The following is a 19,514-nucleotide window of genomic DNA, read 5'->3' as shown; positions in this document are numbered from 1 at the left end:
AGATGAGCTACGACCTGGCGGTTTGGCAAGGGGATGTGCCGGCAAGTGATCGCGAAGCGGCTAGGGTCCAAGATCGACTGTACGATGAATATCTCGATGGCGATGAGTTGTTCCCGGTGGTAAGCGTAATCACCGACTTCCTTGCCGCCGTTACTGAGCGTTGGCCTGATAGGGATACCGGAGACGATACGCCCTGGGCTGGAACGCCACTTTCCAAAGGGGCAAGTGGGCCATACGTGTACATCACGCTTGCGTGGGGTAGTGCAGATATGGCGTCTGCGTATGTGGCACAGGTTGCCAACAGGTTTGGACTGAACTGTTTCGACCCTCAGATGAAGGTGCTTCGATCAGGCTAGCTCTGACTGGGCCTTTGCAGCGTGGCCATCGAACGGGTGATGACCACTGTGCCCGTAACGCGCAGGGCTGCCGCGCAGTTGGGTGAGGTGTTCGAAGTCTCAACCTGCTGGCCCAGGAGCCCTGTTGGTTCCTATCCTGTCGCACTCGACCTGCCGCATGCGCTGGTCGAGTGAGTCACGATGCTCATCAGCCAGCCACGTAGGCCAGGCCGCCGCCGTTCGAGCCGATGGCCAGGCCACGGGCGTTCAGATCCGTGTCGACACCGGCAGCGCCGTACTGCTGGAGCCACAGCAAGATGTCGCTTGCTGGGGCAAGCAAGTAGCCGTTACCGACGTCTACCCAGGTGAAGTCGCCGATGCTGTAGTAGAAGGTGACCTAGGTCGGCTGGGACGAGGCTCAATCGGGCAAGCGCGCGACCCGCGGCCTGATCGTCATGGTCCACTCGCCAGATCTCGTGGTGCCTGGGGGAAATCCGTGCCGCCGCTTGAACTCGCCTGCCACGACCGCCAGAGTCCGTGAGGCTGTGGCGGTCGTGGCAGGCGGGCGAAAGTACACGGTCGCTCATGAGCGCCTGGGCTGGTACACGGGCAACGGCTTCGAGTACTGGCCGTCGAACAGTACTCCGGGCGAGCCGGTGTAGCCGCCGGAACTCCGCGGTCAGAGCCAGGACGCGTCGTCGCGCAGCACGCCGTACGACACGACATCGCGCCACCGGCCGTCCCGGAAGACGATACTGCGGGCCAGGCCCTCGCGGGTGAAGCCCACCTTCTCTAGGGCGCGTTGCTCGGCGACGTTCTCCGCCTCGGTGTCGGCCTCGATCCTCATCACCGGGGTGTGGGCGAAGAGATAACGGGTCAGGAGGCGTTGGGCCTCGGTGCCGACCCCGCGCCCCTGTGCCTCGGGCAGCAGCTGGGCGCCTATGTTCCAGCAGTACGAGGCGGGCCCGGTGACCACCTTGCGCCACGCGACGAAACCGAGCCGCTCGGCGCCCGCGGCCACCATCAACTGACCGCCGTCGGAGGAGAGCAGCCCGTTCTCCGCCCACCCCCGCCGAAACCGCCCCGGATCCGCCCACCCGAACCACGAGAACGGCCCGGCGGCCTCGGGATCGGTCAGGAACTGCTCCAGCACCACCAGATCGTCCTCGCCCACCGGACACAGCCGCACAGCCTCGTCACTCATTCCTGGCACGCTACCCAGGTGGCGACGGGGTCAGCCCCAGGTCTTGCCGGCCGGTTCCTTGATGGTGCGGTTGATCCGGTTGAAGAAGTTGGTCAGTGCGATCTCCAGGTTGATCGCGCCGATCTGCTCCTCGGTGAAGTGGGCGTTGACCTTGTCCCAGATCTCGTCCGTGACACCCGGCGCACCGTCCTGGAGCCGGGTGGCGGCCTCCGCCAGTGCCAGCGCCGCGCGTTCCGCGTCCGTGTAGAACGGCGCCTCGCGCCACGCCGCCACGTTGTGCAGCCGCTCGTCGGTGTCACCGGCCTTCCTCCCTCCGGAGACACTGGCGTAGACGCACGCCGAGCAGCCGTTGATCTGGCTCGCGCGCAGGTGGACCAGCGCCAGCAGCTTCAGGTCGACGCCCCCGGCTGCGATCGCCTTCTGGAGGTGCTGGATCGCCGTCCACACATCGGGGTTGTTCGCGTTCTTGTTCTTGAGCCGGTTTTCCACGGGGAGTCTTCTCCATCATCGGGTTACGTTGCGACGCCGGTGCGCGTCATCCCTACGACGGAGCAGCTTCCAGGGAGGTAACACCATGGCCGGCCCCCATCCCGCGGACCCCATCGTCGATGCCTTCGAGTCCCACCGCGACCGCTCCGCGCCCTCGCCTACCGCATGCTCGGTTCACACGCCGACGCCGAGGACGTGGTCCAGGAGGCGTGGCTGCGGCTGTCCCGCCAGGACACCGGCACCATCGACAACCTCGGCGGCTGGCTGACTACCGTCGTCGGCCGTATCAGCCTGGATGTCCTGCGATCGGGCCGGACCCGCCCGGAAGTCTCCCTGGACGACCAGCTGTCCGAAGTCACCGTCACGCTCGACGGCGCCCCCGCCCCGGAGGACCTCGCGGCCATCGGGGACTCCGTCGGCCTCGCGCTCCTCACCGTCCTCGACTCCCTGCGCCCCGACGAACGACTGGCGTTCGTGCTGCACGACGTATTTGCCGTGCCCTTCGCTGAGATCGGCACCATCCTCGGCAGATCCGCCGACGCCGCCAAGATGCTCGCCAGCCGTGCCCGCCGGAAGGTACGGGCCACCGAGCGGACGGCGAGCGCGGGACGGCAGCAGCACGAGGTCGTCCAGGCGTTCTTGGCTGCCGCCCACGACGGCCGGTTCGAGCAGTTGCTGCGGGTTCTCCACCCGGAAGTGGAGTTCACCGTTCACACCCCGAACGGCACCTTCGTCACGCTCGGGGCCACCGAGGTCGCCACCCGCGCGCGCGTGGCCGGCAGCGCGGCCCGAGGTCGTGCGGCGACCGTCAACGGCCTGCCCGGTGTCCTCTCGTGGCACGAGGACGGGACGCCGCTTTCGCTGCTGGCCTTCACCGTCACCGACGGCCGCATCACCGCGATCACCGCGGTGGTCGACCCGGCCAGGCTCGCGCTCATGGACCTGCCGGCCCCGGTGTGACTCCCTACCGCCGAACGCAGAACGCGAGGAACTCGCCCCAGGCGGGGGAGGAGAGGGTGAGGCGGGGGCCGTCGGGGTGCTTGGAGTCGCGGAGGTGGATGGTGTGGGGGGTGCAGGTGGCGAGTTCCAGGCATTCGCCGCCCTCGCCGCTGCTGTACGTCGACTTGCGCCAGGTGTAGGCGGCCTCGAGGCATTCGCCGCCTTCGCCGTCGCTGTAGCTGGACTTGAACCAGGTCAGGTTCTCGCCGTTCATAGCTCCTCCAGCTTCTTGTCGATCAACTCCCGTGATTCCTCGGGCGGGAGCGCCATCGCCCGCATAATCCCATAGCGGTCGGCGATCGTCCGTACCTCCAAGAGGTCGGTGATCAAGCGCGGATAGCCTTGTACCTCCGTGTAAGCCACCTGCGGGTGCTTCTGAGGCGTCAGCAAGTTGAAAGCGCCGCCCATGTTGGGATGGTTCTCGATTGCGGTCGGCATCACCTGGATTTCCACGTTCCGCAAGTCGCCGATGCGCAGCAACCGCTTGAGCTGGTCCTTCTGGACCGTCCGGCCGCCGATCGGTCGATCCAGGACGACCTCCTCCAGGACGTAGCTGACCATGGGCGAAGGCCAGCGCTCGAAGACCTGTTGACGTGCCAGGCGGTCGGCCACCCGCTTGTCGATGGTCTCCTCGTCGAGCAACGGGCGTCGGCGGGAGAACATGGCCCGCGCATAGTCAGGGGTCTGCAACAGGCCAGGCACCCCCTGGTTGGCGTAGAAGTGCAGCTCCACCGCCTCCGCCTCCAACGCCGCATAACTCCGATACCACTCCGGATGCCGAGTCCGAACCTTCGCCATCGCCTCCCTCAGTTCAGGCACCGCCTGGAGCAACAAACCCCCGGCGTCCAACAACTCGTCCGCCTTCTCCAGCACCTCCGGGCGGAGTGTCCGTACGCCCCGTTCCATCGCCGAGATCGCGTCCGGCCCGTACCCCACCATCTCGCCGAAGTCCTTCTGCGTGTACCCCCTCCGCTCCCGCAGGAGCTTCATCATCTTGCCCAGGGCCGTCAGCAGCCCCGTCGTGCCGTCGGCCTCCGCCGGGGTCTCCGGCCTGCGCTCGTTCATGACCATGCCCGACCGTCCTCGCTCGACGCGCCGTACGCCCACCCATCCGCAGTCGTACGGCTACGGAGAGTCGCCGTGTCTCCCCTGGTCAGGGTAGGGACAACCGGCCAGGCTCAGTGGGGTGAACCCGGAAATCTCCACCCGTATCCCCACCCCGATTTCTCCCCCAGGGGAGATGACCCTCCGCCTCAGCTCCACCCCGCGAGGCGCCCGTCTCGCCCGGCGGCTCGCGCAGCGGCAGCTCGTGGAGTGGGGTCATCCGTACGACGGTGAGGCCAACCGCACCGCCCAGCAGATCGTCGCCGAACTCGCCGCCAACGCCGTCACGCACGGCCGTGTCCCCGGCCGGGACTTCGAGCTGCGGCTGCTGCTCCTCGCCGAGGGCACCCTGCGGATCGAGGTGAGCGACACGCGGGGTGACCGGGGGCTGCGGATCGTGCGGGGGGAGGCGGACGCCGAGGGCGGTCGCGGGCTGATCGTCGTGACCGTCCTGGCCGCCGCCTGGGGCGTCACCGAGCGTGCAGTGGGGAAGACCGTGTGGGCGGACCTGACCCTGCCGGGAGGGGCGACGTGACGGACGCCGATTACCGGTAGGCGGGTGATGCGAGGAATTATGGGACCCATGAGCGAGAACGTTTACTTCGACATCACCATCAACGACGAGCCCGCCGGCCGCATCGTCTTCAAGCTGTACGACGACGTCGTGCCCAAGACCGCCCGCAACTTCCGTGAGCTGGCCACCGGCCAGCACGGCTTCGGTTACGCCGGTTCGTCCTTCCACCGCGTCATCCCGGCCTTCATGCTCCAGGGCGGCGACTTCACCGCGGGCAACGGCACCGGCGGCAAGAGCATCTACGGCGAGAAGTTCGCGGACGAGAACTTCCAGCTCAAGCACACCAAGCCGGGTCTGCTGAGCATGGCCAACGCGGGCCGCAACACCAACGGCTCGCAGTTCTTCATCACCACCATCGTGACCAACTGGCTGGACGGCAAGCACGTCGTCTTCGGCGAGGTCGTCGAGGGCATGGACATCGTCAAGACGATCGAGGGCCTCGGCAGCGACTCCGGCCGCACCTCCGCCAAGATCACCATCGCGGCGTCCGGCACCGTCTGAGACGTACGCCACACCCGAGACGTCTGAGGCACGTGTGACGCCTGAGATGTCTGTGACACCTGCTGTGAGCTGCGGCGGGCGGGTCCCCTTCACCGGGACCCGCCCGCCGCAGCCGTTTACGGGCGTTCCCCGTGTCGCACCTTTCTGTAACCGTTCGAGTTCACCCCGTTGACACCCCCTGTCCCCGCTCCTAGGGTCGCGCCAACTATTTTTCGATCAGGTGACGGTATTTCGAACATCTGAAGGGTGAGTTCCCCACGCCGCCGCTCCCTCGCCTGCATCTGATGCGCCGTCATCCTCTCAACGACGAGAAGAACAAGGAACGATCAGCATGCGTAACCGACGATCCGCTCTGGCCGCCCTCGCCGGAGCGGCCTCCGCCTTAACTCTGTCCGCCTGCGGGCAGCTGGGCGGGGGCAGTTCCGGGAGCGGCTCCAAGAGCGGCACCATCGGCATTGCCATGCCGACCCGGACCTCCGAGCGCTGGCTCACCGAGGGCAAGAGCATGGTGGAGGACCTGACGCACCAGGGGTACAAGACCCAGCTGGTCTACGGCGACGACGACCCGGACACCCAGGTGGCGCAGATCGCGAACCTGGTCAAGAAGGGCGTCGACGCGCTGATCATCGCGGCCATCGACAACAAGTCGCTGAACGGCGTGCTCAAGAAGGCCGCCGCCGCGAAGATCCCCGTCATCTCCTACGACCGGCTCATCCTCGGTACCGAGGACGTCGACTACTACGTGTCCTTCGACAACGAGCAGGTCGGCCGGCTCGAGGCCCGCTACATCATCGAGCAGCTCGGCCTGGAGGACGGCAAGGGGCCGTTCACCATCGAGCTGTTCGCCGGTTCGCCGGACGACAACAACACCAAGTACTTCTTCCAGGGGGCGATGGCGCTGCTCCAGCCGTACCTGGACAGCAAGAAGCTGGTCGTCCGGTCCGGCCAGACCACAATGGAGAAGGTCACCACCCTGCGCTGGGACGGTCCCACCGCGCGGAAGCGGATGAACAGCATCCTCTCCCAGTACTACGTCGGGGAGCGGGTCGACGCGGTCCTGTCGCCGTACGACGGCATCTCCATCGGCGTTCTGGCGGCGCTGAAGTCGTACGGCTACGGCACCGGCAGCAAGCCGTACCCCGTCATCACCGGACAGGACGCCGAGCTCGCCTCGGTGAAGTCGATCATCAAGGGCGAGCAGTCGCAGACCGTCTACAAGGACGTGCGGCAGCTCGGCGAGATGGCCTCCGACATGGTCGACTCGATCCTCAGCGGCAGGACGCCCCGGCTGAACAACAGAAGGGACTACAACAACGGCGTGAAGGCCGTGCCCGCCTATCTGCTCCAGCCCACCAGCGTGGACAAGTCCAACTACGAGTACGTCCTGGTCGCGGGCGGCTTCTACACCGCCGCCGAGCTCAAGTAGCCGTCGAGTAGCCGTCGAGCGGCCGTCGCTCAGGCGGCCTTGCGCAGGATCAGGAAGGCGTGCGGGGTCTTCTCGCCGAGATCGGGCTCCGGCTGCCGGACCGTGCACGACAGCGGGACGAAGCCGGCGGCCGTCAGCAGCTCGGTCATCGCCTCCGGGCGCCGGCGCAGGAAGGTCAGGGCCACCGGGTGGCCCCAGGGCTGATCGTAGTGCCGGGGCTCGTCGCCGACCTGGAAGCCGAGGAGGAGGGGGCTTCCGGGGGCGAGTACACGGTGGAACTCGGTGAAGAGGGCGGGCAGTTCGTCCCACGGGGTGTGGATGGAGGAGTAGAAGGACACCACTCCGGCCAGCTGCCCGTCGGGCAGGTCCAGCTTCAGCATCGAGCCCTGCTCGAAGCGGATCCCCGGGTTCTCGCGCCGGGCGATCGCCAGCATCGACTCCGACAGGTCGAGTCCGAAGATGTCGAGGCCCCGGCGCGCGAGGAACCCCGTCGTCCGGCCGGGCCCGCAGCCCAGGTCCGCCACCCGGCCGCCGGTGCCGACGAGCTCGGCGTACGCCGTGAGTACGGCCCGCTCCAGCGGCCTCGACACCAGCTCGTCGCTGTAGCGCTCGGCGTAGTCCTCGGCGATGGTGTCGTAGAAGGTGCGGGTGGCGGTGACGAAGTCGGGGGCGGCGGGGGTGTCCGGGGTGGCTGTGGTGTCGATGGCGTCGGTCATGGCCGGGGACCCTAGCCAACGCCACTGACAGCGACGGCTGCCCGAGGGTGCTTTCAGGCCACCCCTGCCGCCCGCAGCCATCCGGCGCAGCATCCCCGCCGTGACGGCCGCCCCGAGGACCACCACCGGGAAGGGCGCCCGGCGCCGGGCGAGCACGGCCTCCCACCGGCGCCCCGGCCGGGCGTACCCACCCGGCGAAGCCGCCGCCCTCCGTCAGCGCGCCCGTGGCCGTCAGCGCGCCCGTGGCCGGCCGGGCGGCCAGGAGCAGGTCGGCGCGACCGCGAGGCCGAATGCGGCCGTACGGGTGGGCGGAGCCCGCGTACGCACCACCAGGGACATCGGCACCGGCACCCGGACGGGCGGTCCGCCGGCCACGGAGAGCGCGTCGAAGGCGGAGCCGATCACCCCGCTCGCCACCCGGACGAGTGAGCTGCCGAGGACGAACGGCCGAATGCCGTGCCTCCCGAGCGGGCTCCCTCCGGGAATTCACCGGATATTCACCGGGGAAAGGCAGGAGCCCCGTGCCGGCTGGCGCGGGGCTCCTTGGGTACTGCTTTCAGATTGCGATCACAGGGGGGAGGATCGTCACACGGGGGTGACGTTCTCCGCCTGCGGACCCTTCGGGCCCTGCGTCACGTCGAAGGAGACCTGCTGGTTCTCCTCGAGGGAACGGAAACCCTGCGCGTTGATCGCGGAGTAGTGGACGAAGACGTCGGGGCCGCCGCCTTCCTGGGCGATGAAGCCAAAGCCCTTTTCGGCGTTGAACCACTTCACGGTTCCGGTAGCCATAAGCCCTCCTTGGGCCCAAAGGGTTGCCCTGCTCCAGAACCTGCAAGGTGAAAGCAGTGCCGCACAATGCATACGTCTGAAAATGTCAAGAGCCCGCGGTTACATGCTCCGCAGGCTCTGTACTGCAAGGGAAACCAAACTGCAACTTGCGGCGAGCCTAGCATGCAGGCAGCCGAAAGCAATAGGGGTCAAGATCACGTCACCCGGATGTTTGAACATCCGGTGAAGGGGTTGACCCGGGGGGTCGGAGTTCGAAGGGTACTCCACCGGGGCTAGTCTCGCGATGTGGACAATTCTCGCACCCGGCCGCGCGTAGGCCACATCCAGTTCCTGAACTGCCTGCCCCTGTACTGGGGGCTCGCGCGAACGGGCACGCTCCTCGACTTCGAGCTCACCAAGGACACCCCGGAGAAGCTCAGCGAGCAGCTGGTGCGGGGCGCCCTCGACATCGGGCCCATCACGCTCGTCGAGTTCCTCAGGAACGCCGACGACCTGGTCGCCTTCCCCGACATCGCGGTCGGCTGCGACGGCCCGGTCATGTCCTGCGTGATCGTCTCGAAGGTCCCGCTGGACGAGCTGGACGGGGCGCGGGTCGCCCTCGGCTCCACCTCCCGCACCTCCGTGCGCCTGGCCCAGCTGCTGCTGGCGGACCGTTTCGGCGTACGGCCGGACTACTACACCTGCCCGCCCGACCTCAGCCTGATGATGCAGGAGGCGGAGGCGGCCGTCCTGATCGGCGACGCGGCGCTGCGGGCCAACCTGCTCGACGCGCCGCGCTACGGCCTCCAGGTGCACGATCTCGGCACGCTCTGGAAGGAGTGGACCGGACTGCCGTTCGTCTTCGCCGTCTGGGCGGCCCGCAAGGACTACCTGGAACGGCAGCCGGTGATCACCCGCGAGGTCCACCAGGCCTTCCTCGCCTCCCGCAACCTCTCCCTGGAGGAGGTCTCCAAGGTCGCCGAGCAGGCGGCCCGCTGGGAGGCCTTCGACGAGCGGGTCCTGGAGCGCTACTTCACCACCCTCGACTTCCGCTTCGGCACCCCCCAGCTGAACGCGGTCGCCGAGTTCGCCCGCCGCGTGGGGCCGACCACCGGCTTCCCGGCGGACGTACGGGTGGAGCTGCTGCCGGTCTGAGGCGGGTCTGAGGCGGGTCTGAGGCCGGCCGGACGGGGACCGGCAGCCGGGATCGGCGGCGGGACCGGCGGCGGGATCGGCAACAGAGGCACTGCCGGCATTGCGCCCGGTGTCGTCAGGGCACGACGATGAAGCGCTCGTACGACCGCATGCGCAGACGGGGGGACGGTCATGCAGCCGCTCGGAGCCGACGAACCCAGAGCCGTCGGGCCCTTCCGACTGGTCGGCCGGCTCGGTTCCGGCGGGATGGGCCGGGTCTACCTCGGCCGCAGCGCCGGGGGCCGCACGGTCGCAGTGAAGATCGTGCATCCGCACCTCGCCCTCGACGACGAGTTCCGCACCCGCTTCCGGCGCGAGGTCGAGGCCGCCCGCCGGGTCGGCGGCGCCTGGACCGCTCCGGTGCTGGACGCCGACCCGGAGGCGGCCGTGCCCTGGGTCGCGACGGCCTACGCGGCCGGCCCCTCGCTCGCCGCGGCCGTCGCCGCCCACGGCCCGCTGCCCGAGCACACCGTACGGGCGCTCGGCGCGGGGCTGGCCGAGGCGCTGGCGGCGGTGCACGAGCTGGGGCTGGTGCACCGGGACGTCAAGCCGTCCAACCTGCTGCTCACCGTGGACGGACCGCTGCTCATCGACTTCGGCATCGCCCGCGCGACCGACGGCACGGCCTCGCTCACCTCGACCGGCGTCTCCGTCGGCTCGCCCGGCTACATGTCCCCCGAGCAGATCCTCGGCCGGGGCGTGTCCGGCGCGGCCGACGTCTTCTCCTTCGGCGCGGTGCTGGCGTACGCCGCGACCGGTGCACCGCCCTTCCCCGGCGACTCCTCGGCCGCCCTGCTCTACAAGGTCGTCCACGAGGAACCGGCGCTCGGGGAGCTGGCGCCCGGGCTGCTGCGGGAGGTCGTCGAGGAGTGCCTCGCCAAGGACCCCGCGGACCGGCCCGCCCCCGGCGAACTGGCCCGGCGGCTCGCCCCGGAGGGCGCGGCGCGGCTGATCGCCGGCGGGTGGCTGCCGGGCGCGCTGGTGGAACAGGTCGGGCGGAGCGCCGTACAGCTGCTGAACCTGGAGGCCGCGGAGGAGACGGACGCGCAGGAGCCGGCGTCCGGGCCGGTCGGGTTCAGCCGGGTGGCCGTGGCGGCCCAGCGGCCGGTGACCGCGGGGGAGTTCGGGCCGCCGCCGGTGATGGACGCGGTTCCGGTGACACCGGTGGACGCGCCGGTGGCGAGGGAGACCGAGGGTGGGCGGCCGGGGAAGATGTCCGTCACCGTGTCGGCCGCGGCGGCGCCGGGGGAGGGCGGGCGCGGACGGCGGCTGAGCTGCACCGTCGCCCTGGCGGTCGCGGGCGCGCTGGCGGCGGTGACGGTCGGCTCGGTGGTCGTGTTCGACCTGCTGCCGGGCGGCGGCGACGACACGAACGCCGACGCGGGCAGCGGCGCGTACTCGTCGGCGCCCACGGCCGCGACGAGCGCGGCACCCACGGACGCGTCGAGCCCCGCGCCCGCGCCCACGGCCGCGTCGAGCGCGGCGGACGGCGAGGCGTCCGGCGCGCTGCCGGCCGGGTACGCCGGCACCTGGGAGGGCGAGGGCACCGGACTCGGCGGCACCCTCCCCATGGGCACCTTCCGGGTGACCCTGCGCCAGGCCGCGGTGGGCGCGAAGCTGGGCGAGCTGCGGCAGACCGACGTCCTCGGCGGAGTCTGCGTGGACGAGCTGACGCTGAAGAAGGTGACGGCGAAGGAGGTCGTCGCCGACTCGGTGGGCGCGAAGTCCAACCACTCCGGCTGCAACCCCGAGCCCCACACGATCCGCTTCACCCCGACCGGCGACGACCTCACCTACACCTCGGACAGCAGCGCGGAGGGCAATCCGACGGCCCGGCTGTCCAAGGTGGAGTAGGGGGCCGCCGATGAACACGCCTCCCGACACCCTCACCCTGGTCGCCGTCGCCGCCCTGTGGGGCGCGCTGGCGGGAGCGTTCCTGCCGCGCCCGGCGTACCGCCTCTCGGTACCGGTCGAGCAGGCCGATCAGGGGTGGTACGACACCTGCCCCGCGGGACACCCCGTGCGCGGGTGGCTCGGGCGCGGCGGCTGCGGAGGGTGCACGCCCCCCGGGACGTCGTACGCCCCCGGCGCGCTCCTCCTGCCCACGGTCACCGCCGTGCTCTGCGCGGCCCTCGCCGCGGCCACCGGCACCCGCCCCGAACTCGCCGTCTGGCTGCTGCTGGCCCCGGCCGGGGTGCTCCTGGCGGTCGTCGACGTACGGGTCCAGCGCCTCCCCGACCCCCTCACCCTCCCCCTCGCGGCCGCCGCCCTGGCCCTCCTCGGAGTGACCGCCCTGCTCCCCGAACACGCCGGACGCTGGACGACGGCCCTCCTCGGCTCCCTCGCCCTCGCCGCCGGCCATCTGCTGCTGCACCTGATCAACCCGGCCGGCCTGGCCTTCGGCGATGTGAAACTGGCCCTCGCGACCGGTGCCGTCCTCGGCTGGTACGGCTGGCCGACCCTCATGCTCGGCACCCTCGCCGCCTTCGTCCTCGGCGCCCTCTACGGCCTCGCGCTCGCCGTCGCCGGCCGCGCCACCCGCCGTACCACCGTCCCCTTCGGGCCCTTCATGCTCACGGGAGCCTTCGCGGGGGTGCTGATCGGCGCGTACGCGGCCTGAGGAGAGCTGTGGGAAAACGCTGGCGTAGGCTGGTTCGGTCCGTCCTCACCCCTTGACGAAAGGGACGCTTCCGGTGACCGAGAAGGCCGACCTCCAGTCTGTGCTCGACCGTGCCGCCGAGGGCGGGCGGATCACCCCGGAGGAGGCGCTCGTCCTCTACCGCGACGCGCCCCTGCACGCCCTGGGCGCCGCCGCCGACGCCGTACGCCGCCGCAAGTACGCCGGAACCGAGCACATCGCGACGTACATCATCGAGCGGAACATCAACTACACCAACGTGTGCGTCACGGCGTGCAAGTTCTGCGCCTTCTACGCGGCCCCCAAGGACCAGGCCAAGGGCTGGACCCGCGACCTCGACGACATCCTGCGCCGCTGCGCCGAGACCGTCGAACTCGGCGGCACCCAGATCATGTTCCAGGGCGGCCACCACCCCGACTACGGCGTCGAGTACTACGAGAAGCACTTCTCCGCCATCAAGGAGGCCTACCCCCAGCTGGTGATCCACTCGCTGGGCGCCTCCGAGGTCGAGCACATGGCCCGGATCTCCAAGGTGAGCGTCGAGGAGGCCATCACCCGCATCCACGCGGCCGGTCTCGACTCCTTCGCCGGTGCGGGCGCGGAGCTGCTCCCCGAGCGCCCCCGCAAGGCCATCGCGCCCCTGAAGGAGTCCGGCGAGCGCTGGCTGGAGATCATGGAGACGGCGCACAAGCTGGGCGTCGAGTCCACGTCGACGATGCTGATGGGCACCGGCGAGACCAACGCCGAGCGCATCGAGCACCTGCGGATGATCCGTGACGTACAGGACCGGACGGGCGGCTTCCGCGCCTTCATCCCGTACACCTACCAGCCCGAGAACAACCACCTGAAGGGCCGCACCCAGGCGACGCTCTTCGAGTATTTGCGGATGATCGCCATCGCCCGCCTCTTCATGGACAACATCCAGCACATCCAGGGCTCCTGGCTCACCACCGGCAAGGAGGTCGGCCAGCTCTCCCTGCACTACGGCGCCGACGACCTCGGCTCGATCATGCTGGAGGAGAACGTCGTCTCCTCGGCGGGCGCCAAGCACCGCTCCAACCGGCTGGAGATCATCGACCTGATCCGCAAGGCCGGCCGGGTCCCCGCCCAGCGCGCGACCACCTACGAGCACCTCGTCGTCCACGACGACCCGGCGAACGACCCGGTCGACGAGCGCGTGATGTCCCACATCTCCTCGACGGCCATCGAAGGCGGCACGGCCCACCCCGAGTTGAAGCTGCTCGCTTCCAACTAGCCGCCGCACCCGAGCCCGCATGCTGACGATCCACGCCGCGCCCCTGCTCCTGCCGGTCGGCGCGGCACCCGTCCCGGACGGCGCCGTCGCCGTCGACGGCGCCCGGATCGCGGCCCTCGGGCCGTACGACGAGGTCGTCGCCGCGGCCCCCGGCGCCCGTGTCCGCCGCTGGCCCGGCGTCCTCACCCCCGGACTGCGCCAGTGGCACGCCCCGTGGCTGCTGCGCCGCTGCTACCACCCCGACCCGCGCGAGTACGACGTACTCGGCGAACTCCCGCTGTGGGGCGAGCGGCTGGACGCCCTGGAGCTGACCGAGACCCGCTGGTCGGGCAGCGTCCGCCGCGGCCTCCAGCGGATGCTGGGCCACGGCACGACGGCCCTGGCCGCCCCGGGCGCCCGCTTCACCGACCCCCTGGTGGCCCAGGCGGTGGCCCGCTCCGGTCTGCGGGTCGTCCCGGTCACCGGCGCCCCCGGCCTGCTCCTGGGCGACCACCCCGACCTCGACCCCTTCGCCGAGGGCTACGACCTGGCGGGCACGGTCCACGGCCCCCTGGAAGTGGGCGCCCGCGCCGATCTGGCGGTCTTCGACGCGGAGGACGAGGCGGCCCTGACGGCGAAGGGCGCGTCCAGCTGCGTGGCGACGGTGATCGAGGGGAGGCTGCTGTACCGGTCGAGGTAGGAGGTTTTTTTCTTGTGTGGGGGCGCGGGGAACTGCGCGACCAGCCACCACGCACCCGCACCCGGCGTACGACAGAACCCCCCGATCGCTACCCCGAGAACGCCTCCGCGAACGCCCCCGAACTCTGCGACACCCCACTGCAATTGGTCAGCGCGTCATCCGTGTCCGTCCCGTCCTCGCACTGCTGGTCCCGGAACGTCGCCCACATCGACACCCACGCGATCCCCTTCTCCTCCGCGAACTCCCGCACCTGGGCCGCGTCGGACAGCGTGAACGTCTCGTTGTCCACGTCGTTCGTGCCGATCATCGACGTGAGCGCCATCCCCTTCCACGCGGTCTCGTCCGACGTCCCGAAGACGTCCCGCAGCTGCTCCTGCGCCGCCTTCGCCGAGGTGATCGCGTACGCGCCCATGTCCCCGGTGTACGACTCGCCGTAGTTCATCGTCATCAGATTGACCGTGGAGACCTGTACGTCGTACTTGTTCGCGGACTCCAGCAGCGCGATCCCGTCGTCGTCCAGACCGGACGGCATCACCGGGAGGGTGAAGGAGACCTCCAGGTCGGACCGGTCCGCCTGGAGCAGCGCGATCGCCTTCGAACGCAGCGCGACCGAGGCGGAGTCGGTCAGCTCGTCGCCCTCGATGTCGAAGTCCGCCTGGGAGGAGCCGGCCGCGTCGAGGGCCTCGCCGTACGCCGCGGCCAGCGCCGACGCGCTGTCACAGGTCGACGCCAGCTCCTCGCCCGAGGCCCCGCCGAAGGAGACACGGACCGTGGCGCCGGAATCGGTCAGCGCCGAGACACGGGAGCTGACCGCCGAGTCGTCGATGGCCTCCGTACCGTTCCACTTCGCCGTACAGCTGCTGCCGTCGGAGATGACGAAGGCCAGGTTGTACGTCCCCGGCGAGCCCGCGGAGTCGTTGTCGGAGGCGTCCGACGCACTGACGTACGGCGCGTAGGACGTACCGGACGAAGCCTCCTCCGAGGCGCTCGCGGACGGGGACGACGAGCTGCGATCGGGCGGCTCGGGTGCCGCGTCCGACGTGCCGTCGGACCCTGCGGAGCACCCCGCCGTGGCCAGGGCAAACAGGCAACCGAGCCCCGCCATCGGCTTCAGGAAACTCCTCATGTGACATGCACCCGCTCTCGTGATTTGCGTCTCAGGGGAAAATAGGAGTACGTATTCCAAAGGAAAATGTCTCACATGAGGCCGCACAAATTTAAGACAGTGAACGTACAGGGGCCTCACGGACACGGCACGGCAAAAACGGACAATCACCCCTGGAAGAGGGGCATTCAACCCTCCCCCATGGACGGCCCCTCGCGCAGGATTTCTGTGAGACTCTCAGGAAAGAGACAGGTTAAGGGGTTTCTCATGGGTCTCTCACATGCATTTCCGGGTTCCCGGCACATAAAGACTCCCTAATATCCGGGGAATGCATTCCGAGTCTTCCGAGCCTGCCGTCGATAGTCATGACGCCGTTCGCGGTCGCCGTCGCAAACGCGGTGGCAACGCCGCCGACGGCCCCGTGTTCGTGGACAACTCCGGACGCAGGTCCAAGCTGCTGCGACGCGTCGGCATCCTCCTGGGTGTCGGCTGCCTCGCCTACGCGACCGTCCTCGGCGCGGCCTTCATGGGCTGGGGCACCTCCCTGACCCCGTCCTCGCTGCTGCCGTTCGGCGGCAACGGCCAGAACCGGCAGGGCCCCTCCGGCGGCATCCGCCCCAACGGGGGCGTGGGCTACGAGGTGGGCGGTCCGGGCGGCACCGGCCGCTCCTCGCTGCCCACCGGCACCGCCTCCCCGTCCGCCTCCGCCTCCGCCAACTGACGGGACCGCCACCACTGCCATGACCACGACGACGACACCCTCCCGCGGGCGCCGCCGCGCCCCCACCCGCATGAAACGGGCGGCGGGCAAGGCCTCGGCGCTCCAGAAACCGCGCGTCATCCTCGCCCTGCTGCTCCTGCTCGCACTGACCAGCGTGATGCTGCTCGACGGCTATCTGCGCGCCGAGGTCGGCGGCGACCAGCGGGTGCGCACCGGCGCCAGCGCCAGCAAGGTCCCGGACAAGGTCCTCGACGGCGGCCCGATCCTCACCTTCCGGGGCGGCCGGGCGACGACGGTGTCCGTCCCGGACAAGACGATCGCGCTCACCTTCGACGACGGCCCCAACCCGACCTGGACGCCGAAGGTCCTGGAGATCCTCCAGGAGTACGACGTCCCCGGCACGTTCTTCGTCGTGGGCTCGATGGTCTCCCGCTACCCGAGCATCGTGAAGACGATGGTCGAGCAGGGCAACGAGGTGGGCATCCACACCTTCACCCACGTCGACCTCTCCTACCAGAGCGACGCCCGCGTCAACCGGGAGATGCAGCAGACCCAGCTCGCGCTCGCGGGCGCGGCCGGCATCACCACCACGCTCTTCCGCGCCCCGTACTCCTCCGAGACGGACGCCATCGACAACTACAGCTGGCCCGTCTACAAGGAGCTCGGCGCGGACGGCTACACCAGCGTCTTCGTCGACACCGACAGCGACGACTGGAAGAAGCCGGGCGTCTCGAAGATCATCAAGTGGGCCACACCGGACGACGACGAGGGCGCCTCGGTCCTCTTCCACGACGCGGGCGGCGAGCGGTCGCAGACCATCAAGGCGCTGCCGACGTACATCAAGAAGATGAAGGCGAAGGGCTACACCTTCACCACCATCAGCGGTGTGCTGGAGGACCAGAACGGCGGTACCGGCACGAGCGGGCAGCAGGCAGGCCAGCAGCCGGGCGGTCAGCAGAGCGCGGGCGGCGAGCAGCCCGCTGGCGCGCCGAACGGCGAGGGCAACGGCTACGGCACCGGCACCGGCACGGGTACCGGCAACGGCACCGGAAACGGTACGGGTACCGGTAGCGGTGCGGCGGAGGTCCGCAATCCCCTCCAGGCCGCCCATCGCGAGGCCACCGGGCTCACCCTCTACGAGGGCAAGGCCCTCATCGGGGCGGTCGCGCTCGCCGAGTGGACGGTCCCGGCGCTGTCGGTGGGGCTGATGGTGGTGGGCGTGGCCGTCATGGGCCGGTTCGGGATGATGCTCATCCTGGCCCGCCGCCACTACCGGCTGCGCAACAAGCGCCGGTTCAGCTGGGGGCCGACGATCACGCGGCCGGTCAGCGTGATCGTCCCGGCGTACAACGAGAAGGAGTGCATCGCCAACACCCTCCAGTCGCTGGCGCAGAGCACCCATCCGATCGAGATCATCGTGGTCGACGACGGCTCCACGGACGGGACGTCCGAGATCGCGCGGGACGCGGCCGCCTCGCTCGGCATGCGGAACGTCCGGGTCGTCCGGCAGGAGAACGCGGGCAAGCCCGCCGCCCTCAACAACGGTGTCCGCAACGCCAGTTACGACATCGTCATCATGATGGACGGCGACACGGTCTTCGAGCCGGACGCCGTGCACCAGCTGGTGCAGCCGTTCGCGGACCCGAAGGTCGGCGCGGTCGCCGGCAACGCCAAGGTCGGCAACCGCAACACCGTCATCGGCGCCTGGCAGCACATCGAGTACGTGATGGGCTTCAACCTCGACCGCCGGATGTACGACCTGCTGCGCTGCATGCCGACCATCCCCGGCGCGATCGGCGCGTTCCGCCGTGACGCCGTGCTGGAGGTCGGCGGCATGAGCGAGGACACCCTCGCCGAGGACACCGACATCACCATCGCCATGCACCGCGCGGGCTGGCAGGTCGTCTACCAGGAGCACGCCAAGGCCTGGACCGAGGCGCCCGGCTCGCTCAAGCAGCTCTGGTCGCAGCGCTACCGCTGGTCCTACGGCACCATGCAGGCGCTGTGGAAGCACCGCAAGTCGCTGACCGACAAGGGTCCCTCGGGCCGCTTCGGCCGCGTCGGCATGCCGCTGGTCGTCCTCTTCCAGATCGTCACGCCGGTGTTCGCCCCGCTGATCGACGTGTTCACCGTCTACTCGATGATCTTCGTCGACTTCCAGGCGGCCCTGTTGGCCTGGTTCGCGGTCCTCGGCATCCAGCTCGGCTGCGCGGCGTACGCCTTCCGTCTCGACCGGGAGAAGTACCGCTACCTGCTGATGATGCCGCTCCAGCAGCTGGCCTACCGCCAGATGATGTACCTCGTCCTCATCCACTCCAGCATCACCGCCCTCACCGGCGGCCGCCTGCGCTGGCAGAAGCTGAAGCGGACCGGCGAGGTCGGCACCCCGGCGGGGGTGAGCGGATGAGCTGGGAACAGCAGCAGGCGTACGGGTACGACCAGCAGCGGTACGACCAGCAGCGGTACGGGCAGCAGCCGTACGGGCAGCAGCCGTACGGCCAGGGCTACGGTTACGGCTACGAGCACGGGCAGCAGCAACAACAGCCGCCGCCGCAGTACCCGTACGCCTATGAGGAGTACGGGCAGCCGCAGCCCCAGCCGCAGTACGCCGAGTACGTGCCGGCTGCGGCGGAGGCCACGGCTCCTCTCCCGGTGGTGGAGCCGGAGCCGCGGCCAGCGCCCGAGCCCGAGCCGGAGTCGGAGTCGGCAGTGCCGGGGGCCGACGCACCGGACGCCGCGGAGACCAGGCCCGCGGCACCGCAGCGAGACCGCTACTTCGACACCCTCAGAGCCCTGGCCCTGATCAGGGTCGTCACCTATCACACCTTCGGCTGGGCCTGGGCCGGCATGGTCTTCCCCTCGATGGGGATCATGTTCGGCCTGGCCGGCACCCTCATGGCCAAGTCGCTGGAGCGCCCGGCCCCGAAGGTGATCAAGAGCCGGCTCCGCCGGCTGCTGCCCCCCTTCTGGTTCTGGGGCGTCTTCGTCGTCCTGGCGATGCTGGTCCACGACTGGATGCCGAACTGGGAGATCGTCTACTGGATCGTCCCGCTGGGCGACCCGCCGGGCAACGCCTGGGGCGAGCAGGCCTGGGAGATCCTCTGGTACCTGCGCACCTACCTCTGGTTCGTCCTGCTGTCCCCGCTGCTGCTACGGGCCTTCCGTCTGGCGCCCCTCCCGGTCCTCGCGCTCTCGCTCGCGCCGATCCTGGTCCTGAGCTTCGTCTGGGCGGGCCCGGACAACCGCTTCGGCAGCGCCCTGTGGGACCTGTCGACGTACCTCTTCTGCTGGATGCTCGGCTTCGCGCACCGCGACGGCGTGCTCCAGAGGCTGAAGCCGGCCCTCGTGGTCGTGCTCTCGCTCGCCGCGGTCGGGTTCGGCGGCTGGTACGCCTTCGCGCACCAGGCCGACTTCGGCACCTACGACCTGGACGAGAACCCCCTCGCGCAGGCCTTCTGGTCGGCGGGCTGTGTGATGCTGCTGATGTGGGCGAAGTCGTACTTCGGCATCGACTTCGCGTGGCTGACCCGCTTCCGCCGTACGAACCGGCTCGTCACCGTCTTCAACGCGCGCGCGGTCACGATCTACCTCTGGCACGAGATCGCCCTGATCCTCGCCGTCCCGCTGATCGACCAGTTCTGGAACGTCCCGGCGTTCGAGAAGTACCTGCCGCTGGAGAGCCAGTGGTTCATGTTCGGCATCGGCTGGGTGCTGATCGCCCTCTTCGTCCTGCTGGCCGGGTGGGTGGAGGACGTGGCGGCGAAGAAGAAGCCGAGGCTGCTGCCCTGAGGGTGTCCTGCGGCCCG

Annotated in this window: 20 protein-coding genes and 1 pseudogene; 13 read left to right on the top strand and 8 right to left on the bottom strand. The window is 69.6% G+C overall.

The genetic code is table 11. The features are described 5' to 3' along the window. The first annotated feature begins 2 nt into the window (after window positions 1–2). Window positions 3–356, top strand: coding sequence for a hypothetical protein (locus tag ABZ490_RS21550; protein WP_358992313.1), 354 nt, complete (start codon window positions 3–5; stop codon window positions 354–356). A 658-nt stretch (window positions 357–1,014) separates the two neighbouring features. On the opposite strand, the gene ABZ490_RS21545 is transcribed toward ABZ490_RS21550, so the two are convergent. Next, on the bottom strand, window positions 1,015–1,539 hold the full coding sequence (locus ABZ490_RS21545; protein WP_358992311.1) for a GNAT family protein: 525 nt from the start codon (window positions 1,537–1,539) through the stop codon (window positions 1,015–1,017). Between the two features lie 30 nt (window positions 1,540–1,569). Next, the gene (locus tag ABZ490_RS21540; RefSeq protein WP_358992309.1) at window positions 1,570–2,028 is read right to left on the bottom strand and encodes a carboxymuconolactone decarboxylase family protein; all 459 of its coding nucleotides are present in this window, start codon (window positions 2,026–2,028) and stop codon (window positions 1,570–1,572) included. A gap of 85 nt (window positions 2,029–2,113) precedes the next feature. Here ABZ490_RS21540 and ABZ490_RS21535 point away from each other — a divergent pair. Further along, a pseudogene (locus ABZ490_RS21535) lies at window positions 2,114–2,988 on the top strand (sigma-70 family RNA polymerase sigma factor). Between the two features lie 4 nt (window positions 2,989–2,992). Here ABZ490_RS21535 and ABZ490_RS21530 read toward each other — a convergent pair. Together ABZ490_RS21530 and ABZ490_RS21525 are read right to left on the bottom strand one after the other, a co-directional pair. Next, window positions 2,993–3,241, bottom strand: coding sequence for a DUF397 domain-containing protein (locus ABZ490_RS21530; RefSeq protein WP_358992307.1), 249 nt, complete (start codon window positions 3,239–3,241; stop codon window positions 2,993–2,995). Then, window positions 3,238–4,092, bottom strand: coding sequence for a helix-turn-helix transcriptional regulator (locus ABZ490_RS21525; protein ID WP_358992519.1), 855 nt, complete (start codon window positions 4,090–4,092; stop codon window positions 3,238–3,240). Before ABZ490_RS21525 ends, ABZ490_RS21530 begins: the two co-directional genes overlap by 4 nt. Before the next feature lie 175 nt (window positions 4,093–4,267). On the opposite strand from ABZ490_RS21525, the gene ABZ490_RS21520 reads away from it, so the two are divergent. From ABZ490_RS21520 to chvE, 3 genes are all read left to right on the top strand, one after another. Further along, window positions 4,268–4,666 (top strand): ATP-binding protein, encoded by a 399-nt coding sequence (locus tag ABZ490_RS21520; protein ID WP_358992305.1) that lies wholly within the window; start codon window positions 4,268–4,270, stop codon window positions 4,664–4,666. A gap of 48 nt (window positions 4,667–4,714) precedes the next feature. Beyond that, on the top strand, window positions 4,715–5,206 hold the full coding sequence (locus ABZ490_RS21515) for a peptidylprolyl isomerase (RefSeq protein WP_358992303.1): 492 nt from the start codon (window positions 4,715–4,717) through the stop codon (window positions 5,204–5,206). A 331-nt stretch (window positions 5,207–5,537) separates the two neighbouring features. Continuing rightward, window positions 5,538–6,632: a multiple monosaccharide ABC transporter substrate-binding protein gene (gene chvE, locus ABZ490_RS21510; protein WP_358992301.1), complete on the top strand. Its 1,095-nt coding sequence runs from the start codon at window positions 5,538–5,540 to the stop codon at window positions 6,630–6,632. A gap of 29 nt (window positions 6,633–6,661) precedes the next feature. Here chvE and ABZ490_RS21505 read toward each other — a convergent pair whose 3' ends face one another. From ABZ490_RS21505 to ABZ490_RS21495, 3 genes are all read right to left on the bottom strand, one after another. Beyond that, complete coding sequence (locus tag ABZ490_RS21505) at window positions 6,662–7,348, bottom strand: methyltransferase domain-containing protein (protein WP_358992299.1); 687 nt, start codon at window positions 7,346–7,348, stop codon at window positions 6,662–6,664. Between the two features lie 231 nt (window positions 7,349–7,579). After that, window positions 7,580–7,765 carry a hypothetical protein gene (locus tag ABZ490_RS21500; protein ID WP_358992297.1) on the bottom strand — a complete coding sequence of 62 codons (186 nt, stop codon included), beginning with the start codon at window positions 7,763–7,765 and terminating at the stop codon, window positions 7,580–7,582. A 168-nt stretch (window positions 7,766–7,933) separates the two neighbouring features. Continuing rightward, the gene (locus ABZ490_RS21495) at window positions 7,934–8,137 is read right to left on the bottom strand and encodes a cold-shock protein (RefSeq protein ID WP_003974443.1); all 204 of its coding nucleotides are present in this window, start codon (window positions 8,135–8,137) and stop codon (window positions 7,934–7,936) included. A 285-nt stretch (window positions 8,138–8,422) separates the two neighbouring features. On the opposite strand from ABZ490_RS21495, the gene ABZ490_RS21490 reads away from it, so the two are divergent. The 5 genes from ABZ490_RS21490 to ABZ490_RS21470 all read left to right on the top strand — a co-directional run bounded on the left by ABZ490_RS21490 (window position 8,423) and on the right by ABZ490_RS21470 (window position 13,882). Further along, window positions 8,423–9,271: a menaquinone biosynthesis protein gene (locus tag ABZ490_RS21490; protein WP_358992295.1), complete on the top strand. Its 849-nt coding sequence runs from the start codon at window positions 8,423–8,425 to the stop codon at window positions 9,269–9,271. Between the two features lie 171 nt (window positions 9,272–9,442). Then, window positions 9,443–11,164, top strand: a complete 1,722-nt coding sequence (locus ABZ490_RS21485; RefSeq protein WP_358992293.1) for a serine/threonine-protein kinase — start codon at window positions 9,443–9,445, stop codon at window positions 11,162–11,164. Between the two features lie 10 nt (window positions 11,165–11,174). Continuing rightward, complete coding sequence (locus ABZ490_RS21480; protein WP_358992291.1) at window positions 11,175–11,930, top strand: A24 family peptidase; 756 nt, start codon at window positions 11,175–11,177, stop codon at window positions 11,928–11,930. 73 nt (window positions 11,931–12,003) lie between these two features. Further along, a complete protein-coding gene (gene mqnC / locus ABZ490_RS21475; RefSeq protein ID WP_358992289.1) occupies window positions 12,004–13,203 on the top strand; it encodes a cyclic dehypoxanthinyl futalosine synthase in 1,200 nt (399 codons plus the stop codon). A gap of 19 nt (window positions 13,204–13,222) precedes the next feature. After that, the gene (locus ABZ490_RS21470) at window positions 13,223–13,882 is read left to right on the top strand and encodes a hypothetical protein (RefSeq protein WP_358992287.1); all 660 of its coding nucleotides are present in this window, start codon (window positions 13,223–13,225) and stop codon (window positions 13,880–13,882) included. An 88-nt stretch (window positions 13,883–13,970) separates the two neighbouring features. On the opposite strand, the gene ABZ490_RS21465 is transcribed toward ABZ490_RS21470, so the two are convergent. Beyond that, a complete protein-coding gene (locus ABZ490_RS21465; RefSeq protein WP_358992285.1) occupies window positions 13,971–15,008 on the bottom strand; it encodes a chitinase in 1,038 nt (345 codons plus the stop codon). A gap of 307 nt (window positions 15,009–15,315) precedes the next feature. Here ABZ490_RS21465 and ABZ490_RS21460 point away from each other — a divergent pair, with 307 nt between their 5' ends. Genes ABZ490_RS21460 through ABZ490_RS21450 form a run of 3 tightly spaced genes read left to right on the top strand, consistent with a single transcriptional unit; the run spans window position 15,316 to window position 19,497 of the window. Next, entirely contained in the window at window positions 15,316–15,708 is a 393-nt protein-coding gene (locus ABZ490_RS21460; protein WP_358992283.1) for a hypothetical protein, read from the top strand. Between the two features lie 19 nt (window positions 15,709–15,727). After that, a complete protein-coding gene (locus ABZ490_RS21455) occupies window positions 15,728–18,115 on the top strand; it encodes a glycosyltransferase (RefSeq protein ID WP_358992281.1) in 2,388 nt (795 codons plus the stop codon). After that, the gene (locus tag ABZ490_RS21450) at window positions 18,112–19,497 is read left to right on the top strand and encodes an acyltransferase (protein WP_358992279.1); all 1,386 of its coding nucleotides are present in this window, start codon (window positions 18,112–18,114) and stop codon (window positions 19,495–19,497) included. The genes ABZ490_RS21455 and ABZ490_RS21450 overlap by 4 nt, the downstream gene beginning before the upstream one ends. Window positions 19,498–19,514: the final 17 nt, after the last annotated feature.

Source organism: Streptomyces sp. NPDC005811, from assembly GCF_040630405.1.
GTDB lineage: Bacteria > Actinomycetota > Actinomycetes > Streptomycetales > Streptomycetaceae > Streptomyces.
Note: the sequence above shows the minus strand (reverse complement) of the source record. Positions and strands in the feature narration are given on the sequence as shown.

Excerpts from the sequence above, each read along its gene's own strand:
- ABZ490_RS21550 (WP_358992313.1), top strand. The coding sequence starts at position 3 with ATGAGCTACGACCTGGCGGTTTGGCAAGGGGATGTGCCGGCAAGTGAT.
- ABZ490_RS21545 (WP_358992311.1), bottom strand. The coding sequence starts at position 1,539 with ATGAGTGACGAGGCTGTGCGGCTGTGTCCGGTGGGCGAGGACGATCTG.
- ABZ490_RS21530 (WP_358992307.1), bottom strand. The coding sequence starts at position 3,241 with ATGAACGGCGAGAACCTGACCTGGTTCAAGTCCAGCTACAGCGACGGC.
- ABZ490_RS21525 (WP_358992519.1), bottom strand. The coding sequence starts at position 4,092 with ATGAACGAGCGCAGGCCGGAGACCCCGGCGGAGGCCGACGGCACGACG.
- ABZ490_RS21520 (WP_358992305.1), top strand. The coding sequence starts at position 4,268 with ATGACCCTCCGCCTCAGCTCCACCCCGCGAGGCGCCCGTCTCGCCCGG.
- ABZ490_RS21515 (WP_358992303.1), top strand. The coding sequence starts at position 4,715 with ATGAGCGAGAACGTTTACTTCGACATCACCATCAACGACGAGCCCGCC.
- chvE (WP_358992301.1), top strand. The coding sequence starts at position 5,538 with ATGCGTAACCGACGATCCGCTCTGGCCGCCCTCGCCGGAGCGGCCTCC.
- ABZ490_RS21505 (WP_358992299.1), bottom strand. The coding sequence starts at position 7,348 with ATGACCGACGCCATCGACACCACAGCCACCCCGGACACCCCCGCCGCC.
- ABZ490_RS21495 (WP_003974443.1), bottom strand. The coding sequence starts at position 8,137 with ATGGCTACCGGAACCGTGAAGTGGTTCAACGCCGAAAAGGGCTTTGGC.
- ABZ490_RS21485 (WP_358992293.1), top strand. The coding sequence starts at position 9,443 with ATGCAGCCGCTCGGAGCCGACGAACCCAGAGCCGTCGGGCCCTTCCGA.
- ABZ490_RS21480 (WP_358992291.1), top strand. The coding sequence starts at position 11,175 with ATGAACACGCCTCCCGACACCCTCACCCTGGTCGCCGTCGCCGCCCTG.
- ABZ490_RS21470 (WP_358992287.1), top strand. The coding sequence starts at position 13,223 with ATGCTGACGATCCACGCCGCGCCCCTGCTCCTGCCGGTCGGCGCGGCA.
- ABZ490_RS21465 (WP_358992285.1), bottom strand. The coding sequence starts at position 15,008 with ATGAGGAGTTTCCTGAAGCCGATGGCGGGGCTCGGTTGCCTGTTTGCC.
- ABZ490_RS21460 (WP_358992283.1), top strand. The coding sequence starts at position 15,316 with ATGCATTCCGAGTCTTCCGAGCCTGCCGTCGATAGTCATGACGCCGTT.
- ABZ490_RS21455 (WP_358992281.1), top strand. The coding sequence starts at position 15,728 with ATGACCACGACGACGACACCCTCCCGCGGGCGCCGCCGCGCCCCCACC.
- ABZ490_RS21450 (WP_358992279.1), top strand. The coding sequence starts at position 18,112 with ATGAGCTGGGAACAGCAGCAGGCGTACGGGTACGACCAGCAGCGGTAC.